The sequence below is a fragment of the Pseudomonas sp. DSV-1 genome (assembly GCF_035830915.1).
In the GTDB taxonomy this organism is placed as follows: domain Bacteria; phylum Pseudomonadota; class Gammaproteobacteria; order Pseudomonadales; family Pseudomonadaceae; genus Aquipseudomonas.
In genome coordinates this window covers 4,251,536-4,267,500 of record NZ_JAYMYG010000001.1, presented here as the reverse complement: position 1 = coordinate 4,267,500, position 15,965 = coordinate 4,251,536, and the positions used below count along the sequence as shown (strand labels likewise).

At 57.9% G+C, this 15,965-nt stretch carries 12 protein-coding genes and 2 rRNA genes (1 of these 14 cut by a window edge); 9 read left to right on the top strand and 5 right to left on the bottom strand.

Annotated features, from left to right (window positions below):
• The 5 genes from VSQ83_RS20040 to VSQ83_RS20020 all read left to right on the top strand — a co-directional run.
• Nucleotides 1-1,785 (top strand): 23S ribosomal RNA (locus tag VSQ83_RS20040) (it extends 1,107 nt beyond the left edge of the window).
• 151 nt (nt 1,786-1,936) lie between these two features.
• Nucleotides 1,937-2,052, top strand: a 5S ribosomal RNA gene (gene rrf, locus VSQ83_RS20035).
• 196 nt (nt 2,053-2,248) lie between these two features.
• A complete protein-coding gene (locus tag VSQ83_RS20030) occupies nt 2,249-2,908 on the top strand; it encodes a paraquat-inducible protein A (protein ID WP_326427380.1) in 660 nt (219 codons plus the stop codon).
• On the top strand, nt 2,895-3,518 hold the full coding sequence (locus tag VSQ83_RS20025; protein WP_095003217.1) for a paraquat-inducible protein A: 624 nt from the start codon (nt 2,895-2,897) through the stop codon (nt 3,516-3,518). The genes VSQ83_RS20030 and VSQ83_RS20025 overlap by 14 nt, the downstream gene beginning before the upstream one ends.
• On the top strand, nt 3,511-5,814 hold the full coding sequence (locus VSQ83_RS20020) for a PqiB family protein (protein ID WP_219261721.1): 2,304 nt from the start codon (nt 3,511-3,513) through the stop codon (nt 5,812-5,814). Before VSQ83_RS20025 ends, VSQ83_RS20020 begins: the two co-directional genes overlap by 8 nt.
• Before the next feature lie 56 nt (nt 5,815-5,870).
• Here VSQ83_RS20020 and mksF read toward each other — a convergent pair whose 3' ends face one another.
• Genes mksF through mksB form a run of 3 tightly spaced genes read right to left on the bottom strand, consistent with a single transcriptional unit; the run spans nt 5,871 to nt 10,622 of the window.
• The gene (gene mksF / locus VSQ83_RS20015) at nt 5,871-8,711 is read right to left on the bottom strand and encodes an Mks condensin complex protein MksF (protein WP_219261720.1); all 2,841 of its coding nucleotides are present in this window, start codon (nt 8,709-8,711) and stop codon (nt 5,871-5,873) included.
• Nucleotides 8,708-9,355 (bottom strand): Mks condensin complex protein MksE, encoded by a 648-nt coding sequence (gene mksE, locus VSQ83_RS20010; protein WP_133076458.1) that lies wholly within the window; start codon nt 9,353-9,355, stop codon nt 8,708-8,710. The genes mksF and mksE overlap by 4 nt, the downstream gene beginning before the upstream one ends.
• The gene (mksB, locus tag VSQ83_RS20005) at nt 9,345-10,622 is read right to left on the bottom strand and encodes an Mks condensin complex protein MksB (protein WP_133076457.1); all 1,278 of its coding nucleotides are present in this window, start codon (nt 10,620-10,622) and stop codon (nt 9,345-9,347) included. Before mksB ends, mksE begins: the two co-directional genes overlap by 11 nt.
• A 144-nt stretch (nt 10,623-10,766) precedes the next feature.
• On the opposite strand from mksB, the gene VSQ83_RS20000 reads away from it, so the two are divergent.
• Together VSQ83_RS20000 and rimI are read left to right on the top strand one after the other, a co-directional pair.
• Entirely contained in the window at nt 10,767-11,540 is a 774-nt protein-coding gene (locus VSQ83_RS20000; RefSeq protein ID WP_326427379.1) for an energy transducer TonB, read from the top strand.
• Nucleotides 11,533-11,985, top strand: a complete 453-nt coding sequence (gene rimI, locus VSQ83_RS19995) for a ribosomal protein S18-alanine N-acetyltransferase (RefSeq protein WP_016781701.1) — start codon at nt 11,533-11,535, stop codon at nt 11,983-11,985. Before VSQ83_RS20000 ends, rimI begins: the two co-directional genes overlap by 8 nt.
• 114 nt (nt 11,986-12,099) lie before the next feature.
• Here the strand turns inward: rimI and VSQ83_RS19990 are convergent, their stop codons facing one another.
• Entirely contained in the window at nt 12,100-12,483 is a 384-nt protein-coding gene (locus VSQ83_RS19990; RefSeq protein ID WP_219261718.1) for a serine kinase/phosphatase, read from the bottom strand.
• A gap of 154 nt (nt 12,484-12,637) precedes the next feature.
• Here VSQ83_RS19990 and can point away from each other — a divergent pair, with 154 nt between their 5' ends.
• Complete coding sequence (gene can / locus VSQ83_RS19985; protein ID WP_019825187.1) at nt 12,638-13,282, top strand: carbonate dehydratase; 645 nt, start codon at nt 12,638-12,640, stop codon at nt 13,280-13,282.
• Nucleotides 13,283-13,389: 107 nt separating this feature from the next.
• Here the strand turns inward: can and VSQ83_RS19980 are convergent, their stop codons facing one another.
• Entirely contained in the window at nt 13,390-14,808 is a 1,419-nt protein-coding gene (locus tag VSQ83_RS19980; protein WP_133076455.1) for a short-chain fatty acid transporter, read from the bottom strand.
• A gap of 187 nt (nt 14,809-14,995) precedes the next feature.
• On the opposite strand from VSQ83_RS19980, the gene VSQ83_RS19975 reads away from it, so the two are divergent.
• A complete protein-coding gene (locus tag VSQ83_RS19975) occupies nt 14,996-15,880 on the top strand; it encodes a Dyp-type peroxidase (RefSeq protein ID WP_133076454.1) in 885 nt (294 codons plus the stop codon).
• Nucleotides 15,881-15,965 lie beyond the last annotated feature (85 nt).

Sequence of the window (15,965 nt, the reverse complement as noted above, 5' to 3'; positions counted from 1 at the left end):
CCTGCGCGGAAGATTTAACGGGGCTCAAACCATACACCGAAGCTACGGGTATCACTTAGGTGATGCGGTAGAGGAGCGTTCTGTAAGCCTGTGAAGGTGAGTTGAGAAGCTTGCTGGAGGTATCAGAAGTGCGAATGCTGACATGAGTAACGATAATGGGTGTGAAAAACACCCACGCCGAAAGACCAAGGTTTCCTGCGCAACGTTAATCGACGCAGGGTTAGTCGGTCCCTAAGGCGAGGCTGAAAAGCGTAGTCGATGGAAAACAGGTTAATATTCCTGTACTTCTGGTTATTGCGATGGAGGGACGGAGAAGGCTAGGCCAGCTTGGCGTTGGTTGTCCAAGTTTAAGGTGGTAGGCTGGAATCTTAGGTAAATCCGGGATTCTAAGGCCGAGAGCTGATGACGAGTTGTCTTTTAGACAACGAAGTGGTTGATGCCATGCTTCCAAGAAAAGCTTCTAAGCTTCAGGTAACCAGGAACCGTACCCCAAACCGACACAGGTGGTTGGGTAGAGAATACCAAGGCGCTTGAGAGAACTCGGGTGAAGGAACTAGGCAAAATGGCACCGTAACTTCGGGAGAAGGTGCGCCGGTGAGGGTGAAGCATTTACTGCGTAAGCCCATGCCGGTCGAAGATACCAGGCCGCTGCGACTGTTTATTAAAAACACAGCACTCTGCAAACACGAAAGTGGACGTATAGGGTGTGACGCCTGCCCGGTGCCGGAAGGTTAATTGATGGGGTTAGCTAACGCGAAGCTCTTGATCGAAGCCCCGGTAAACGGCGGCCGTAACTATAACGGTCCTAAGGTAGCGAAATTCCTTGTCGGGTAAGTTCCGACCTGCACGAATGGCGTAACGATGGCGGCGCTGTCTCCACCCGAGACTCAGTGAAATTGAAATCGCTGTGAAGATGCAGTGTATCCGCGGCTAGACGGAAAGACCCCGTGAACCTTTACTATAGCTTTGCACTGGACTTTGAATTTGCTTGTGTAGGATAGGTGGGAGGCTTTGAAGTGTGGACGCCAGTCTGCATGGAGCCAACCTTGAAATACCACCCTGGCAACTTTGAGGTTCTAACTCAGGTCCGTTATCCGGATCGAGGACAGTGTATGGTGGGTAGTTTGACTGGGGCGGTCTCCTCCTAAAGAGTAACGGAGGAGTACGAAGGTGCGCTCAGACCGGTCGGAAATCGGTCGTAGAGTATAAAGGCAAAAGCGCGCTTGACTGCGAGACAGACACGTCGAGCAGGTACGAAAGTAGGTCTTAGTGATCCGGTGGTTCTGTATGGAAGGGCCATCGCTCAACGGATAAAAGGTACTCCGGGGATAACAGGCTGATACCGCCCAAGAGTTCATATCGACGGCGGTGTTTGGCACCTCGATGTCGGCTCATCACATCCTGGGGCTGAAGCCGGTCCCAAGGGTATGGCTGTTCGCCATTTAAAGTGGTACGCGAGCTGGGTTTAGAACGTCGTGAGACAGTTCGGTCCCTATCTGCCGTGGACGTTTGAGATTTGAGAGGGGCTGCTCCTAGTACGAGAGGACCGGAGTGGACGAACCTCTGGTGTTCCGGTTGTCACGCCAGTGGCATTGCCGGGTAGCTATGTTCGGGAAAGATAACCGCTGAAAGCATCTAAGCGGGAAACTTGCCTCAAGATGAGATCTCACTGGAACCTTGAGTTCCCTAAAGGGCCGTCGAAGACTACGACGTTGATAGGTTGGGTGTGTAAGCGCTGTGAGGCGTTGAGCTAACCAATACTAATTGCCCGTGAGGCTTGACCATATAACACCCAAGCAATTTGCGTCGAAGAGACCAGATTGCGGTGTGTGAAGACGATACAAACCGAAAGTTTGCGACTCACAAAACACCAAACTATTACATACCCATTCGCTGGAGCGTAAACCGAAAGGTAAACGACCTGGCTACCGAATTTCTTGACGACCATAGAGCATTGGAACCACCTGATCCCATCCCGAACTCAGAAGTGAAACGATGCATCGCCGATGGTAGTGTGGGGTTTCCCCATGTGAGAGTAGGTCATCGTCAAGATTAAATTCCAAACCCCCTGTCTGCTAACGCAGACAGGGGGTTTGTTTTTGGGCCGAGAAAAGTGGTGGTAAGTCCAAAATCCGGCTAAACCGCTCTTCAGTTCGGCTGCATCTAAAGTCCTACAAATATGCACAGTTATTTTGTAGTCCGCGCACTAGAATAGACTCAGTCAATTTCTGAGCCAGAGACTCCCTTTATGCCAGATCCGGTTGACCCCCGCGGGGTGTCAGAATTACCGCTGGACGAGTTGGTGGCCTGTCATGAGTGCGATTTGTTGATGCGCAAGCCGCATCTTGCTCTCGGTGAGAAAGCCCAATGCCCGCGCTGCGGTTACGAACTCTATGCTCACAGGTACAAGGTGGTCGAACGCAGCCTTGCGCTTGTGATCGCCGCATTGTTGCTCTACATACCTGCGAACTTTTTACCCATCATGCAGCTCAACCTGCTGGGCCAGGCGTCGCAAGACACGGTCTGGAGTGGTGTGCTTGGTTTGTTCAACACCGGCATGCAAGGCATAGCGGTGGTGGTGTTCCTGTGCAGCATGGGGATTCCGCTACTCAAGTTGCTCTGCCAGCTCGCCGTGCTGCTCAGCATTCGCTGGAATGTAGGGCGCAGCTACGGGTTGCTCATTTACCGCATTTATCATCACTTGCGTGACTGGGGCATGCTTGAGGTGTACCTGATGGGGGTGCTGGTGGCGATTGTGAAACTGGCCGATCTGGCTGAGCTGAGCCTTGGCCTGGGTTTGGTCTGTTTTGTGAGCTTATTGCTGGTACAGGTTTGGCTGGAGGTTGTGATGTCACCTCACCAGATTTGGCAGGCATTGTCCGGGGAGGATGTTCATGCGGGCGATTGATGCGGGTATCTTGATCTGTGGCGAGTGTCACGAACTCAACAGGCAAGACCCCGAAACCGACGAGCAGACCTGTACTCGCTGCGGCGCACTGGTCCATGCGCGTCGCCCTGACAGCCTGATGCGCACCTGGGCATTACTGCTGACCTCGGCCATTCTCTACATTCCGGCCAACCTGCTGCCGATCATGACCGTCAATTCATTGGGCCAAGGCTCCCCGAGCACTATCATGGCGGGTGTCATCGAACTGGTGCAGCACGGCATGATTCCGATTGCGGCCGTGGTGTTTGTGGCAAGTATCCTGGTGCCCACTTTCAAGCTGGTCGGCATTGCCTTGCTGTTGTTTTCCGTGCAGCGCCATCAACCGTTGTCTGCGCGGCAACGTATCATCATGTATCGCTTTATTGAGTTCATTGGCCGTTGGTCAATGTTGGATATTTTCGTCATCGCCATTTTGGTGGCCGTGGTGAACTTTGGACGCATAGCCAGCATCGAGGCCAATCTGGGCGCGGTGGCTTTTGCCAGTGTGGTGGTGCTGACGATGCTTGCAGCTGTAACTTTTGATCCCCGACTGATTTGGGACAATACGGAGTCGGACGACGACCATGAGTGACTTGCCTACCGCTAAAACCCGCCCGGCTTCGAACTGGTCGGCGATCTGGATCCTCCCGCTTATTGCCCTGATCATTGGTGGCTGGCTGGGGTGGCGTGCCTACAGCCAAACCGGCATCGATATTCAAGTGCGCTTTGAAAGTGGCGAAGGCATCGTCGCCAACAAGACCGAAGTGGTCTACAAAGGCATGCCTGTGGGCAAGGTCAAGACCCTGGCCCTGGATGAAGACGGTCCGAACAAGGGTGTAATTGCCACGGTCGAGATGGACAAGGACGTCGAGCAATACCTGAAGACCAATACCCGCTTCTGGCTGGTCAAGCCCAGCGTGTCATTGGCCGGTATCACGGGGCTCGAAACCCTGGTCTCGGGTAACTACATCGCCGTGAGTCCTTCCGATGGAGAACCTGCGCGCAAGTTCAAGGCACTGTCGCAAGAGCCGCCCCTGTCAGATGCCGTGCCCGGCCTTCACCTGACCCTCAAGGCTGACCGTCTCGGCTCGCTGAACCGTGGCAGCCCGGTTTTCTATAAGCAAATCCAGGTCGGCCAGATCAAAAGCTACGTGCTCTCGGAAGACCAGAGTACGGTAGAAATCAAAGTCTTTATCGAGCCTACCTACGCCAATCTGGTGCGCAAACACACGCGTTTCTGGAATGCCAGTGGCATCAGCATCGACGCCAACCTGTCAGGTGTGAAGCTGCGCAGTGAATCCCTTGCCAGCATCGTCGCGGGTGGTATTGCGTTCGCAACTCCTGAAAACCGCAAAGACAGCCCGCCTACCGACTCGAACCTGCCGTTCAGGCTCTATGAGGACTTCGATGCCGCACAGGCCGGGATCAAGGTCAAAGTTAAGCTCAGCGACTTCGAGGGCCTGCAGGCGGGTCGCACACCTGTCATGTACAAAGGCATACAGGTCGGTAGCCTCAAGGGCCTCAAGGTCGATCCGGACCTGACCAGCGCTAGCGCCGAGCTGACCCTCGACCCGTTGGCCGAAGACTACCTGGTGCAAGGGACTCAGTTCTGGGTGGTCAAGCCGTCGATCTCCCTGGCCGGTATCACCGGGCTGGAGGCATTGGTAAAGGGTAACTACATCGCCATTCGTCCGGGTGACAAGGGCAGCACCCCCGAGCGTGAATTTGTCGCACGACCAAAAGCGCCACCGCTGGACCTGCGCTCGCCGGGCCTGCACATGGTGCTCTTTACCGAGAACCTGGGTTCGCTGGATGTTGGCAGCCCGATTCTCTACAAGCAGGTTAAAGTCGGTTCGGTGCAGAGCTATCAGTTCTCTCGCACGAAAAAGCAGCTCGTGATTGGGGTACATATCGAGAAGGAATACGAAAACCTGGTCAACGCCTCGACCCGCTTCTGGAATGCCAGCGGTATCACGCTCACCGGCGGCCTGACCGGCGGGATTCAGGTCAAGAGTGAATCCTTGCAAAGCCTGATGGCTGGCGGGATTGCTTTTGAAACCCCAGAGGCCACCGCGCCGCTGCAAAAACGGATCCCGCGCTTCCGCCTGTTTACTGACCGTGATGCCGCGATGCAGCAGGGTGTAGCCGTTACGATCAAGGTGGCTCGTGCCGATGGGCTGCGAGAGGGCACGCCTATTCGTTTCAAGGGGCTGGATGTGGGCAAGATCGAAAGCGTCGACCTGAGCCAGGATTTGCAATCGGTCATGCTCAAGGCGCGCATTACCGAAGTCCCGGAGCGCATTGCGCGGGTCGGCAGCCAGTTCTGGGTGGTCAAGCCAGAGCTGGGGCTGATGAAAACGGCGAACCTCGAAACCCTGGTCACAGGCCAGTACCTGGAAGTGCTGCCCGCAATCAAGCAACTGGGCCGCCAGACCAGCTTTGTAGCGCTGGAGCAGGCACCGGATGCTGCCGTTCCCCAGGCCGGATTGAGCCTTGTTTTGAGCGCTGCCCGCCGTGGCTCGCTCAAAGAGGGCGTGCCTGTTACCTACCGCGAAGTCACCGTGGGCAAGGTGACGGGCTATGAGCTGGGTAGCACCGCTGATCGCGTGCTGGTACACATCCTGATCGAGCCCCGTTACGCGCCGTTGGTACGCACCGGTAGCCGCTTCTGGAATACCAGCGGTTTCGGAGTCGACTTCGGCCTGTTCAAAGGGGCAACGATTCGTACCGAGTCCCTGGAAACCCTGGTCCAGGGTGGGATTGCCTTCGCTACCCCGGGTGATGACAAGATGGGTAATCAGGCCCGCCCCGAGCAAACCTTCCCGCTCTTCGACAAGTTCGAAGACGAGTGGCTGCAATGGGCGCCGAAGATCCAGCTAGGCAAATAAGCACCAAAAAAAACCGCGATCAGTGATCGCGGTTTTTTTATGTCCAGAATTGAGCCTCAGACTTCATCCAGTTCAGGCTCTTGCACAGCGGCCACCGCATCAGGCTTGACCTCATCATGGCGACGAATGTACTTCCAGTCGTCTTCATCGATGTAAATCCCGTTAGGCCCGCTACCGCCTTCAAGGTCAATTGCCACATGGGCGCAGACCTGGGGTTTCACGCTGGCCAGAATTGGCACGAAGCCCAGCTGCAAGCTGGTTTCCAACAAGGCAGTCTGGTTTTTCTCGTCAATGTCCGCGGCTTCGTCCAGGTAGTACGGCAAGCGGATACGGCCCGCTTGATCGCGATCCATCAAGTGCAGCAACAAATACATGTTGGTCAGCGCCTTGATCGTCATGGTCGTACCGTTGGATGCCGCCCCGTCGATATCGGTATGGATCACCGGCTGGCCATTGACCTTGGTGATCTCGAACGCCAGCTCAAACAAGTCCTTGAGCCCCAACTGGTTGTGGTTGGCTGCTACCAGTCGCGCCAGATATTCCTTGGCCTCTTCGTTCTTGTTGTCCTGCTCGGCACTCTGGCTGAGGTCGAACACCGACAGGGTTTCGCCTTCTTCGTACTGACCGGCGCTGTGGATAATCTGATCGATATGCTTGAGCGCCTCCTTGTTGGGGGCCAGCACAATGCGGAAGCTCTTGAGGTTGGACACCTGGCGCTTGTTGATCTCGCGGTTGAACAGCGCCAGTTGATGCTCAAGGCTGTCGTAGTCGCTGCGGATGTTACGCAGTGTACGGGCGATGTCAGTCACTGCCGCCCGGCGCGCCTTGCCCAGGGTCAACGCTTCTTCGGTGCGGTGTGCGTAAGCGTTGATCAACAACTGCAGGCGCCGCTCCATATCGTCTTCGCTGTCGAACTTGGCCACGCCTTTGAGGCGCACCTGCGCATACAGGGCTTCGATCTGGCCATCGCAGCGCAACAAGCCCTGCCAGCTGTCCTGATAGTCGTTGAGCAATGGCAGCAGGTTGTCCATCGAATCATCGACCGGGTCCATAAACGGCGTACCGAAGGGCAAGTCAGCGGGCAGTAACTGGCGTCGACGCAAGCTGTCATCCAGGGTTCGCTGCTTGGCTTCCATGTCACCGATCTGGCGCCCGACCAACTGCAACTTGGCAGACAATTGCTGCACGCGCTCGGTAAAGGCATCGCTGGAGCGCTTCAGCTCGTCTTGCGCGGCTTCGGCCTGGGCCAGTTGCTCAAGCTTTTCGCCTTCCTCGGCACCCAGCGTCTGACTACGGCGGAAGTCTTCAAGGGCCTTCTGCGCATCCAGCACTTGCTGATACAACGACTCGGCTTCGGTTTTGCTCGCGGCGCGATCCGAAGTGACGGCTTGCTGGGTTTTCAGTTGCTTGAGTTCTTTTTCCAGACGCTCTCTCTGCTCGCGCAATGCCGCCCGGTCAGCCAGCGCCTGCAGGGCAGGAGGCTCAATGTGGCTGAGGTCGATGGACAGGCCCGGGGCCTCAAAGCGCTCGCCCTTGAAGCCGTCGAGAATCAATTCCAGCGACTTGACCCAGGCATCGCTGTCATCCAGCGCAATCCCGTGCTCGCCCAACGGCAAGCTGAACAGGGCGCTGTTGAACAGGCGCATCAGGCGCTCCACATCCTGCTGCGAAAATTCTTCGCGCAGGCGGGCATAACTGTTGTTATCGGCGTGATCGAGTTGTTGTTTGACGGACTTGAGGCGTTTTTCCAGGTCGCGCAGGCGCTCGTCCAGATCCTCGGCACTGAACTGACGTGATTGCGCCAGCGCGCCTGCCAGTTCGTCATGGGCGTCCTTGGCACTCAGCAGTTGCTGCTCCAGTACCTTCACGTCGTCAACCAGGGCAAAGCGGTGCTTGAGCACCGACAACTCGCCCAGCCAGCGTTGAATGCCGGCGATTTCCCGCTCCAGGCGCATCAGCTCCTGGGTGCTGCTGCGCTGATCGTTTTGCAAGGCGTCCTGCTCGTTGCGGTAGTGCTCGGACTGAATCAGCAGCTCCTCCTTGCGAGCCCCGGCGTAGTCCTGCCAGGTGCCGAGCAACGAGTCCAGCAGCGGCGACAGGCGATGCAGCTTGCCGCGCAACAGGTCGCGCTGACGAACGCCGGCAGCCAGTGACTCAACCAAGGGCCCGGCGCCGACCAGTGCGTTGTAGTCCTGCTCCATGCGTCGCACATCGCGGAAAGCCTCTTCACACGCTGCGATGTAGTCAACGCTGCCCGAGCGCAGACTGTGTTCAAACGCATCGAGAAACAGCTGCTTGAGCTTGGCAGCGGTGATTTCGCGCATGTGCAGCAGGTTGATAAACAGTGCGCGGAACGTTTTGAGGCTCTGTTCACTTGTGGAGCGCAGGGGGATCAGTGTCAGATCCAGCGGAATAGAGGTATGCCCACCCACCAGCAAACGACGTAGTTCATCAGGCTTGAGTTCGTAGGCTTTGAGGCCATTGCGCTCAAGGTTATTGAACAGTTCTTTCTGACGCAGGCAGGTGTCGTCTTTTTGGTAGTGAGCCAGGTCCAGCTTGCCCGCATAGGCGAAAAACTGGTGCCCGAAGCCACCGCCGGGCCCGCGTCCCACCACACCGATCACATGGGGACCGTGGGGCAGTGAGACTTCGACCAGGATGTAGCTGGTATCAGAGGCAAAGTAGAAGCGCCGCGATTGCTCCAGGCTGTATTTACCGAAGCTCATGTCTGACATGCGCGCCAGAATCGGGAACTGCAAAGCGTTGATCGATGCGGATTTACCGAGGTTGTTCGCCCCGTATACCGACAGCGGATGTTCCAGCGGGAACAGGCCCAGGCTGTATCCGGCGGTGTTCAGCAAGGCAAAGCGGCGTATGCCGTAGCGTTCCTGGCTCATGCGTCCATCTCCTGTTGTTCATCCGCGATGGCGCGGGCCAGAGCCGCTTCGTCGTCAATGTCGTCATCGACCAGAACCGGTGTCGGCAAAGGCAAGATGCTGTGCAGGCTGGCTGCCAGATCACGGTCTTGCTGCACCGACAGGCACACATCCAGAAACCGGTGCATCGGTGGCAGAAAGCGGTAGATGCCGGGTTCTTCACTGGCAAAGCCGAGCTGGGTCATGCGGCGCATGATCTTTTCTTCCAGCTCTTCATGGGTGGTGACTTCGGCCTGTACAAACAGGTCGCGGTACTTTTCAAGCAAGGCGGGCAACTCGTCGCGGCCCAGGCTGCCTCCGTCGAGTACGGCAATCGGGTCGCGGCCCTGATCGGCCAGATGCTCGACGATGATGAAGGTGAACAGCGCCAGACGCTGTGCGGTCTTGTTCACCTGGGCAGTGGCGGTCTCGGGTACGAAGTAATAGAAGCCGCGGGTGTCACACACCAGTTCAAAGCCCAGCGCTTTGAACAGCGTGCGGTATTGATCCTGGAAGTTCGACAGTTGCGCGTACAGTTCAGGATCCCGGCGACTGACGTGATAGCCCTTGAACAGCTCACGAAAAATCGGTGCCAGCTGGGACAGTTCAGAAAGATCAAGATGCATGCAGGGGGCTCGCAGAGGTCTGGGTCGCATCTTCGCTGTGAGAAAGCAAAGCGAATGAGCGCAGGCTGACCCGATGTTCGTGGGTGTGGTAATCGCGACGCTCAAGGCGTTCGCGCACGAAGCGTTTTTCACGGGACAGGCGGGAGAACCAGTACAGCAATTCGTCGGTGTCGCCGTCCGGCTCTTGTGCCAGCAGCCAGTTCATCAAGTCCGGCATCGGCAGCGCGTCGCTGCAGCGGTCGAGCATTTCCTTGACCGTGCGCGGGGCCTTGGGTGTTTCGCCCCGGTGGACTTTATGGGCCTTGGGGAATTTCGCGGGTTTGGGCTCGAAGCGGGCCAAGGCATAGACATAAGCCTCGACCTGACTGGCGCTGCCCAAGAAGGTGCTTTGCGGGCGAGTGAACATCGGCATCGAGGCTTGAGGCACCGCGTCCAGTCCCTTGCGCCGGATGGCTGCCAGCGCCAGCGCTGCACCGCGGGTTACGGCGTTATGCCGGCGGGCTTCTTCACGCAGCGGCAGTAGCAGTTCACGGGCATGGCGCAGGGTCATCTGGGCGCTGGTCTGCATTTCGAGGATGCGCGCATGGGTGCGCAACAGCATGTCGTCGTCCACCAGGTGGCCGAGTCGTTGCTGCTCGCTGAGCATGCGCAGCAGCACGATTTCAACCTTGCGTACGCCTTGCTCAAAAGCGCCGTCGGCGTTGACCAGTTGAATCATGGGTTCGACATACTCATCCCATGTCGCCAGTACCTCGGCGTAGCGCTGGCGCAGCGGGATCTGCCGGTCACTGGTCTTGGCCCGCTCGGCTACGGCGACCAACGCTTGCTCATCGTTCGCCAGTTTCTTCAGTACATCACGTACGCGCATGTCGAGCAGGCGCAGCTGACGTGCCAGATCATGGCCGTCACGGATGTCGAACGCATCCTGGATATATCCGGCCAAACGCTCCAGATGGCGCAGGTAAGCTTCGATTTCCAGGCACAGGCCAAGGCGATGTTCGTGCCTCAGATACGCCAGAAAATCGTGGATTTGCGCGTTGAGCTCGAAGCGGTTCGGACTTTTTGCGACTGGCACCAGTATGTCCAGACGGATCCAGCTGTCGAGCACGGTGGTGATGTCTTGTGGTGTGCTGTCCACCTGATGAGCGGCCAGTTGCAGGCGCAGTTCGTTGAGGCTCAAGGTGCCTTGGTCGAAGTGTTCACACAAAGGCTCAAGGAGTGCCCAGTGCTCGGCGAGGGCACGTAAAACGCGCTTGGGTTCGATCATGGGAGGGCCAGTCAATTGGCAAGTAAAGGCCGCGATTGTACTGCAACGTGCGGTCGAGTCATCACTTGGCGGATCAACTGCAGGCGGGAAGGGCAGAAGGGCGGTAGAATCCCCCCTCTTTAGTTATCCACAGATGGCCGACCTTTGTTGAACGAGTCCCGCCGCCGCGCTTTTTTGACTGCCATGCAAGTGGTCAGCTGGTTGCCGCGCACTGAACTGCCGTTTGCCGCCCCTTCGCGGCCAGAGCTGCTGGTACTTCCCGAACCACCGGCCGAGCCTGTCATCACGCGGCCTGTGGTCAAGGCTGCGGTCGCGCCGGGCAAGCCTGCGCAGCGTCCAAAAATCGAAGTGCCCCGGCCTTCGGTCAGCCGGCCTGTCAGCAAACCCGTGGTTGAGGCTGAATCGGCGCCTGTGCCGGCCAAGGTCGTGCAACTGCCACCGCCACGCTTTGCCTTGCAATTGCTGCGTGCCGGGCGATGCCTGGTGCTGGTGGAGTTACCCACAGGCAGTGCATTCCAGAGTCGTGATCCGGCCTACTTATTGTTGAAGGACATGCTGCGCGCGGCGGGGCTGCCCGATAGTCCGCAGATCATTGGCGAGCCGGTGCGCTGGCCGTTGCTGCGCCGTGGCAATGTCGATCAGGGGCCTGAGGCTGCACGCGAATTCGTGCAGGGCTTTGTCATGGCCCGCCTCGAAGAGGCCGAGTGCGCCTGTTTGTGGCTGGTGGGGCTGCCGGCCATGCGCTTTGCCGGTGAGACCGATGCACAAGCGTTCAACCGCGAACTCCACATCGAAGGGCTGGGCTGCGCATGGGCGTTGCCGGGTCTTGAACTTTTAATGGATGAGCCACAACGCAAAGCGGATGTGTGGCAAGCCATGCGCCAGCTGATGGCGCGCTGGAAACAAAACGATGAGTGATGCCGTAACGTTCCGCCCGATGACCGAGGCGGACCTTGATGCCGTATTGAAAATTGAATACGCCGCCTTCAGCCATCCCTGGACCCGAGGTATTTTTCTCGACGGTCTGGGCAAGTACCACATCTGGCTGATGTTTGAAGGTGAGCAGCAAGTGGGGCATGGCGTGGTGCAGATCATCCTCGACGAAGCTCATTTGCTGAACATCACCGTCAAGCCCGAAAGCCAGGGCCGAGGCCTGGGACTCAAGCTGCTTGAGCACCTGATGTCCATTGCCTACCAGCACGAAGCCCGTGAATGTTTTCTCGAACTGCGCGACAGCAACACGGCCGCGTTCAAGTTGTATGAGCGCTATGGCTTCAACGAAATCGGCCGCCGCCGCGACTACTACCCTGCGGTAGGTGGTCGTGAAGATGCGGTGGTGATGGCCTGCACCCTGGTCGACTGACGGCGAAAAGTCGTTATGTGGGAGCGGGCTTGCTCGCGATGCTGGCGCTGCGGTTTATCAGGCAAACCGTGTTGATCCGATCGCGAGCAAGCCCGCTCCCACAGGGTTTACCTTTCAAGGCTTGCGTCCTACCGGGTCAATTTCCGCCAGTTCTGCCTCATCCAGCCCTTTTCCGGCGCCTATTTCGTCCTCGTCGACCAGGCTCAGGTCCCAGTCAGCAGCGCCGTTCGGGCTCTGGGCGGCTTCCTTGGCATCGCGGGCACCGTCTTCGCGGATGAGCATCTCCTGCTCCAGGTCGTCGTCATTGAGGCCCAAGTCCAGCTCATCATCCAGCACCGCCCTGTGCTTGACTTTTTCATCGTCGATAAACAGGTCACTGATGGGCTCGTACGTGTCGTCGTCATCAAAGTTCAGTGGCTCGACGGAGCCCATGGCGTCTTCTATATCGTCTATGGGCGCGGGTTGCGGTGCCCCGTAAGGGCGGCGTGAATCAGTCATGGTAATTCCTCATCGTATGGGGCCTTAATACGATGACTGTAGCCATTGTTGAAGATTCCACCCGACCGACCGCCGGAATGACATTGATGAACGACGTGACCTCGACCGCAGGTCGGTTGTCAAAGCAGCGCATCAACTCTTGAGGCTTCACAGCATGAACGAACTACAAGATCTGATTGATAACAACGAGCGCTGGGCCGATGCGATCAAGCAGGAAGATCCTGACTTCTTCGCCAAGCTGGCTCGCCAGCAAACGCCTGAGTACCTGTGGATTGGTTGTTCGGATGCCCGTGTACCGGCCAACGAAATTGTCGGCATGTTGCCCGGCGATCTCTTTGTGCACCGTAACGTGGCCAATGTCGTGCTGCACACTGACTTGAACTGTCTGTCGGTGATCCAGTACGCGGTCGATGTGTTGAAGGTCAAACATATTCTGGTGACCGGCCACTATGGCTGTGGCGGCGTACGCGCATCCATGAAGGACCAGCAACTGGGCCTGATTGATGGTTGGCTGCGTTCCATTCGCGACCTGTATTACGAAAACCGCGAAGTGCTGGCGCTGTTGCCGACCGAGGAAGAGCGGGTAGACCGTTTGTGCGAGCTGAACGTGATCCAGCAAGTGGCCAACGTCGGTCACACCAACATTGTGCAAAATGCCTGGCATCGCGGGCAGAAGCTGTCGGTTCACGGGTGCATTTACGGGATCAAGGACGGTCGCTGGAAAAGCCTGAACACCACGATCAGCGGTCTTGACCAGTTGCCGCCGCAGTATCGTCTGCGTCCACTGGGTTCGATCTGAGGTTGCATGCCAGACCTGTGGGAGCGGGCTTGCTCGCGATGGTATTGACGCGGTTTTCCTGCATGACCGCGCCGCTGAATCGCGAGCGAGCCCGCTCCCACATTTGGTTAAGGCATCACTGGCGGCGTGTACGTCAGGGTCGTCCCCAGCGCCCACAGCAAAAACAGCACCAGGGGGGTGTGCACCAGTAACTGCACAAACGAAAAGCCGATCAAGTCTCGCGCTTTCAGGCCCAGCACGCCCAGCAGCGGCAGCATGTAGAACGGGTTGATCAAGTTGGGCAGCGCTTCGGCTGCGTTGTAAATCTGAACAGCCCAACCCAGGTGGTACCCCAGGTCATTGGCCACTTGCATCACATAGGGCGCTTCGATAATCCACTTGCCGCCCCCCGACGGAATGAAAAACCCCAAAATCGCCGAATAGACACCCATCAAGAGCGCATAGGTGTCATGGGATGCGATCTGCACAAAAAATGTCGAGATGTGATGGGCCAGGGTTTGCCCGTCAGTTCCCTTGACCACCGTCATCAGCGCCGCAATCGAACCGTACAGCGGGAACTGAATCATCACCCCGGTGGTGGTCGGCACGGCGCTGGTCACGGCATTCAGAAAACTGCGCGGCCGCCAGTGCAGCAAAGCCCCGAGCATCAAAAACAGAAAGTTGTAGGTGTTGAGTCCGGAGATGGCGCTGATCGCAGGTTTGGTCGAAAACTCATGGAACAACCAGCCCGCTGCCAGCAGTACCAGCAAAATGGTCAACAACGGGCTGTACTCCAGCCACTCGCCGGGTCGTGTGCGCGGGGGCAACTTTGGCGAGCTGAAGCTTGGGTCAATGCCGCAGGCCGCAGCGTCACGGGCAGACTCAGGGCCAGGCGCGGTCGCGTAGGCCACGATGAGCGACACCACGACCAGGGCTGCCAGCAACACGCCTGATTGCCAAAGAAAGATCGTCTCCGTGAAGGGGATAACCCCCGTGATTGCAAGAATCGACGGCGGCAGGCTGGCCGGGTTGGCCTGTAACTGAGCGGCCGAAGACGACAAGCCCAGTGCCCACACCGCACCCAGCCCCAAATAGGCCGCAGCCCCGGCGGCGCGATAGTCCATGCGCAGGTTGGTGCGACGTGCCAGCGCCCGCACCAGCAAGCCGCCAAACACCAGCGACAGTCCCCAGTTGAGCAACGAGGCGACCATCGAAATCAGCGCCACCCAGCACACGGCCTGACGCCCGTTTTTTGGCACTTGTGCCAGTTTGTCGATGAGCTTGACGGCGGGGGGCGAGCTGGCCACGACATAGCCGCCAATGACCACGAAGGCCATTTGCATGGTGAACGGGATCAGGCTCCAGAATCCGTCACCAAAGGCCATCGCGGCATCGGTGGGCTTGGCGCCCATAAACAAGGTGGCCAGTGCCACTGTGATCACCGCAACTGCGGCGAACACCCACGAGTCGGGGAACCAGCGCTCGGCAAAGTTCGAGCAGCGAAGGGCAAAGCGGGCAGAACGGCTGTCTGCAATCTCGGCGGCCATGGGAAGTACCTCGGTTTCTTATGATTGTGATACCGCCAGCATGAGCGACTTGCGAGGCACAGTCATTCAATCCGCTGATTTTTCGATGGGTTTTGAGCCAAGCGTCATCTGTGAGATAAAAATAACCGCTGCTGTCCGAAAAGATGCCGGTGAGGGGTAAACTCTTTCCTTTCCAAAAGGAGTTTCTATGAGCTTTTACCAGCCAGGCATTCTTGCCAAACCGGTGCCTTCACAGGCGCGCTATATGTTTTTCGCCCTCAAGTCAGTAGAAGCATTGCCGGCTGCACTGGACGTTTTGTCTGCGTGGGTGGACGGCAAAAGCGTCGTGGCGGGTCTGGGCTCGCCGCTGGTATTGGCACTTGGCGCGAAAGTCCCTGGGCTTCGCGTGTTTCCGGCACTCAACGCCATGGTTGAAAACCCGTCGACCCAACACGCTCTGTGGTTGTGGTTGCTGGGCGATGACCGTGGTGAGTTGCTGCATCGCAGCCAGGCCATCGAAGCGGCGCTGGCGCCTGCCTTCAACCTGCTGCAAGTGACCGAAGGCTTCCGTTACGGCTCCGACCGTGACCTGACCGGCTACGAAGACGGCACAGAAAACCCGGTGGATGAAGCGGCTGTCGACGCCGCTATCGTTGCGAACGCTGGCGCAGGGCTGGACGGTGGCAGCTTTGTTGCCATCCAGCAGTGGCAGCATGACCTGAACGGCTTCGCCGCACTGCCGTCCGAGGAGCAGGACAACATCATGGGTCGTCGCATGAGCGACAACGAGGAACTGGACGATGCTCCAGACTCCGCCCACGTCAAACGCACGGCACAAGAAAGCTTCTCGCCAGAAGCCTTTATCGTGCGCCGCTCCATGCCGTGGACAGAAAACGGCAAGTCCGGCCTGATGTTCGTCGCCTTCGGTCGCACCCTGAACGCCTTTGAAGTTCAGCTGCGTCGCATGAGCGGTATGGAAGACGGCATCATCGACGGGCTGTATCGCTACAGCCGCCCGCTTAATGGCGGCTATTACTGGTGCCCGCCATTGAAGGACGGGCGGATGGACTTGAGTGCTGTGCGGGCTTTGTAGAAAAAACGGCTGTCCTTGTAGTCGCTGATCGCAGCCTTCGTTCCTCGTCAGCGACTACAGGTTTTGCGCGGTTTCAGGAATTGTC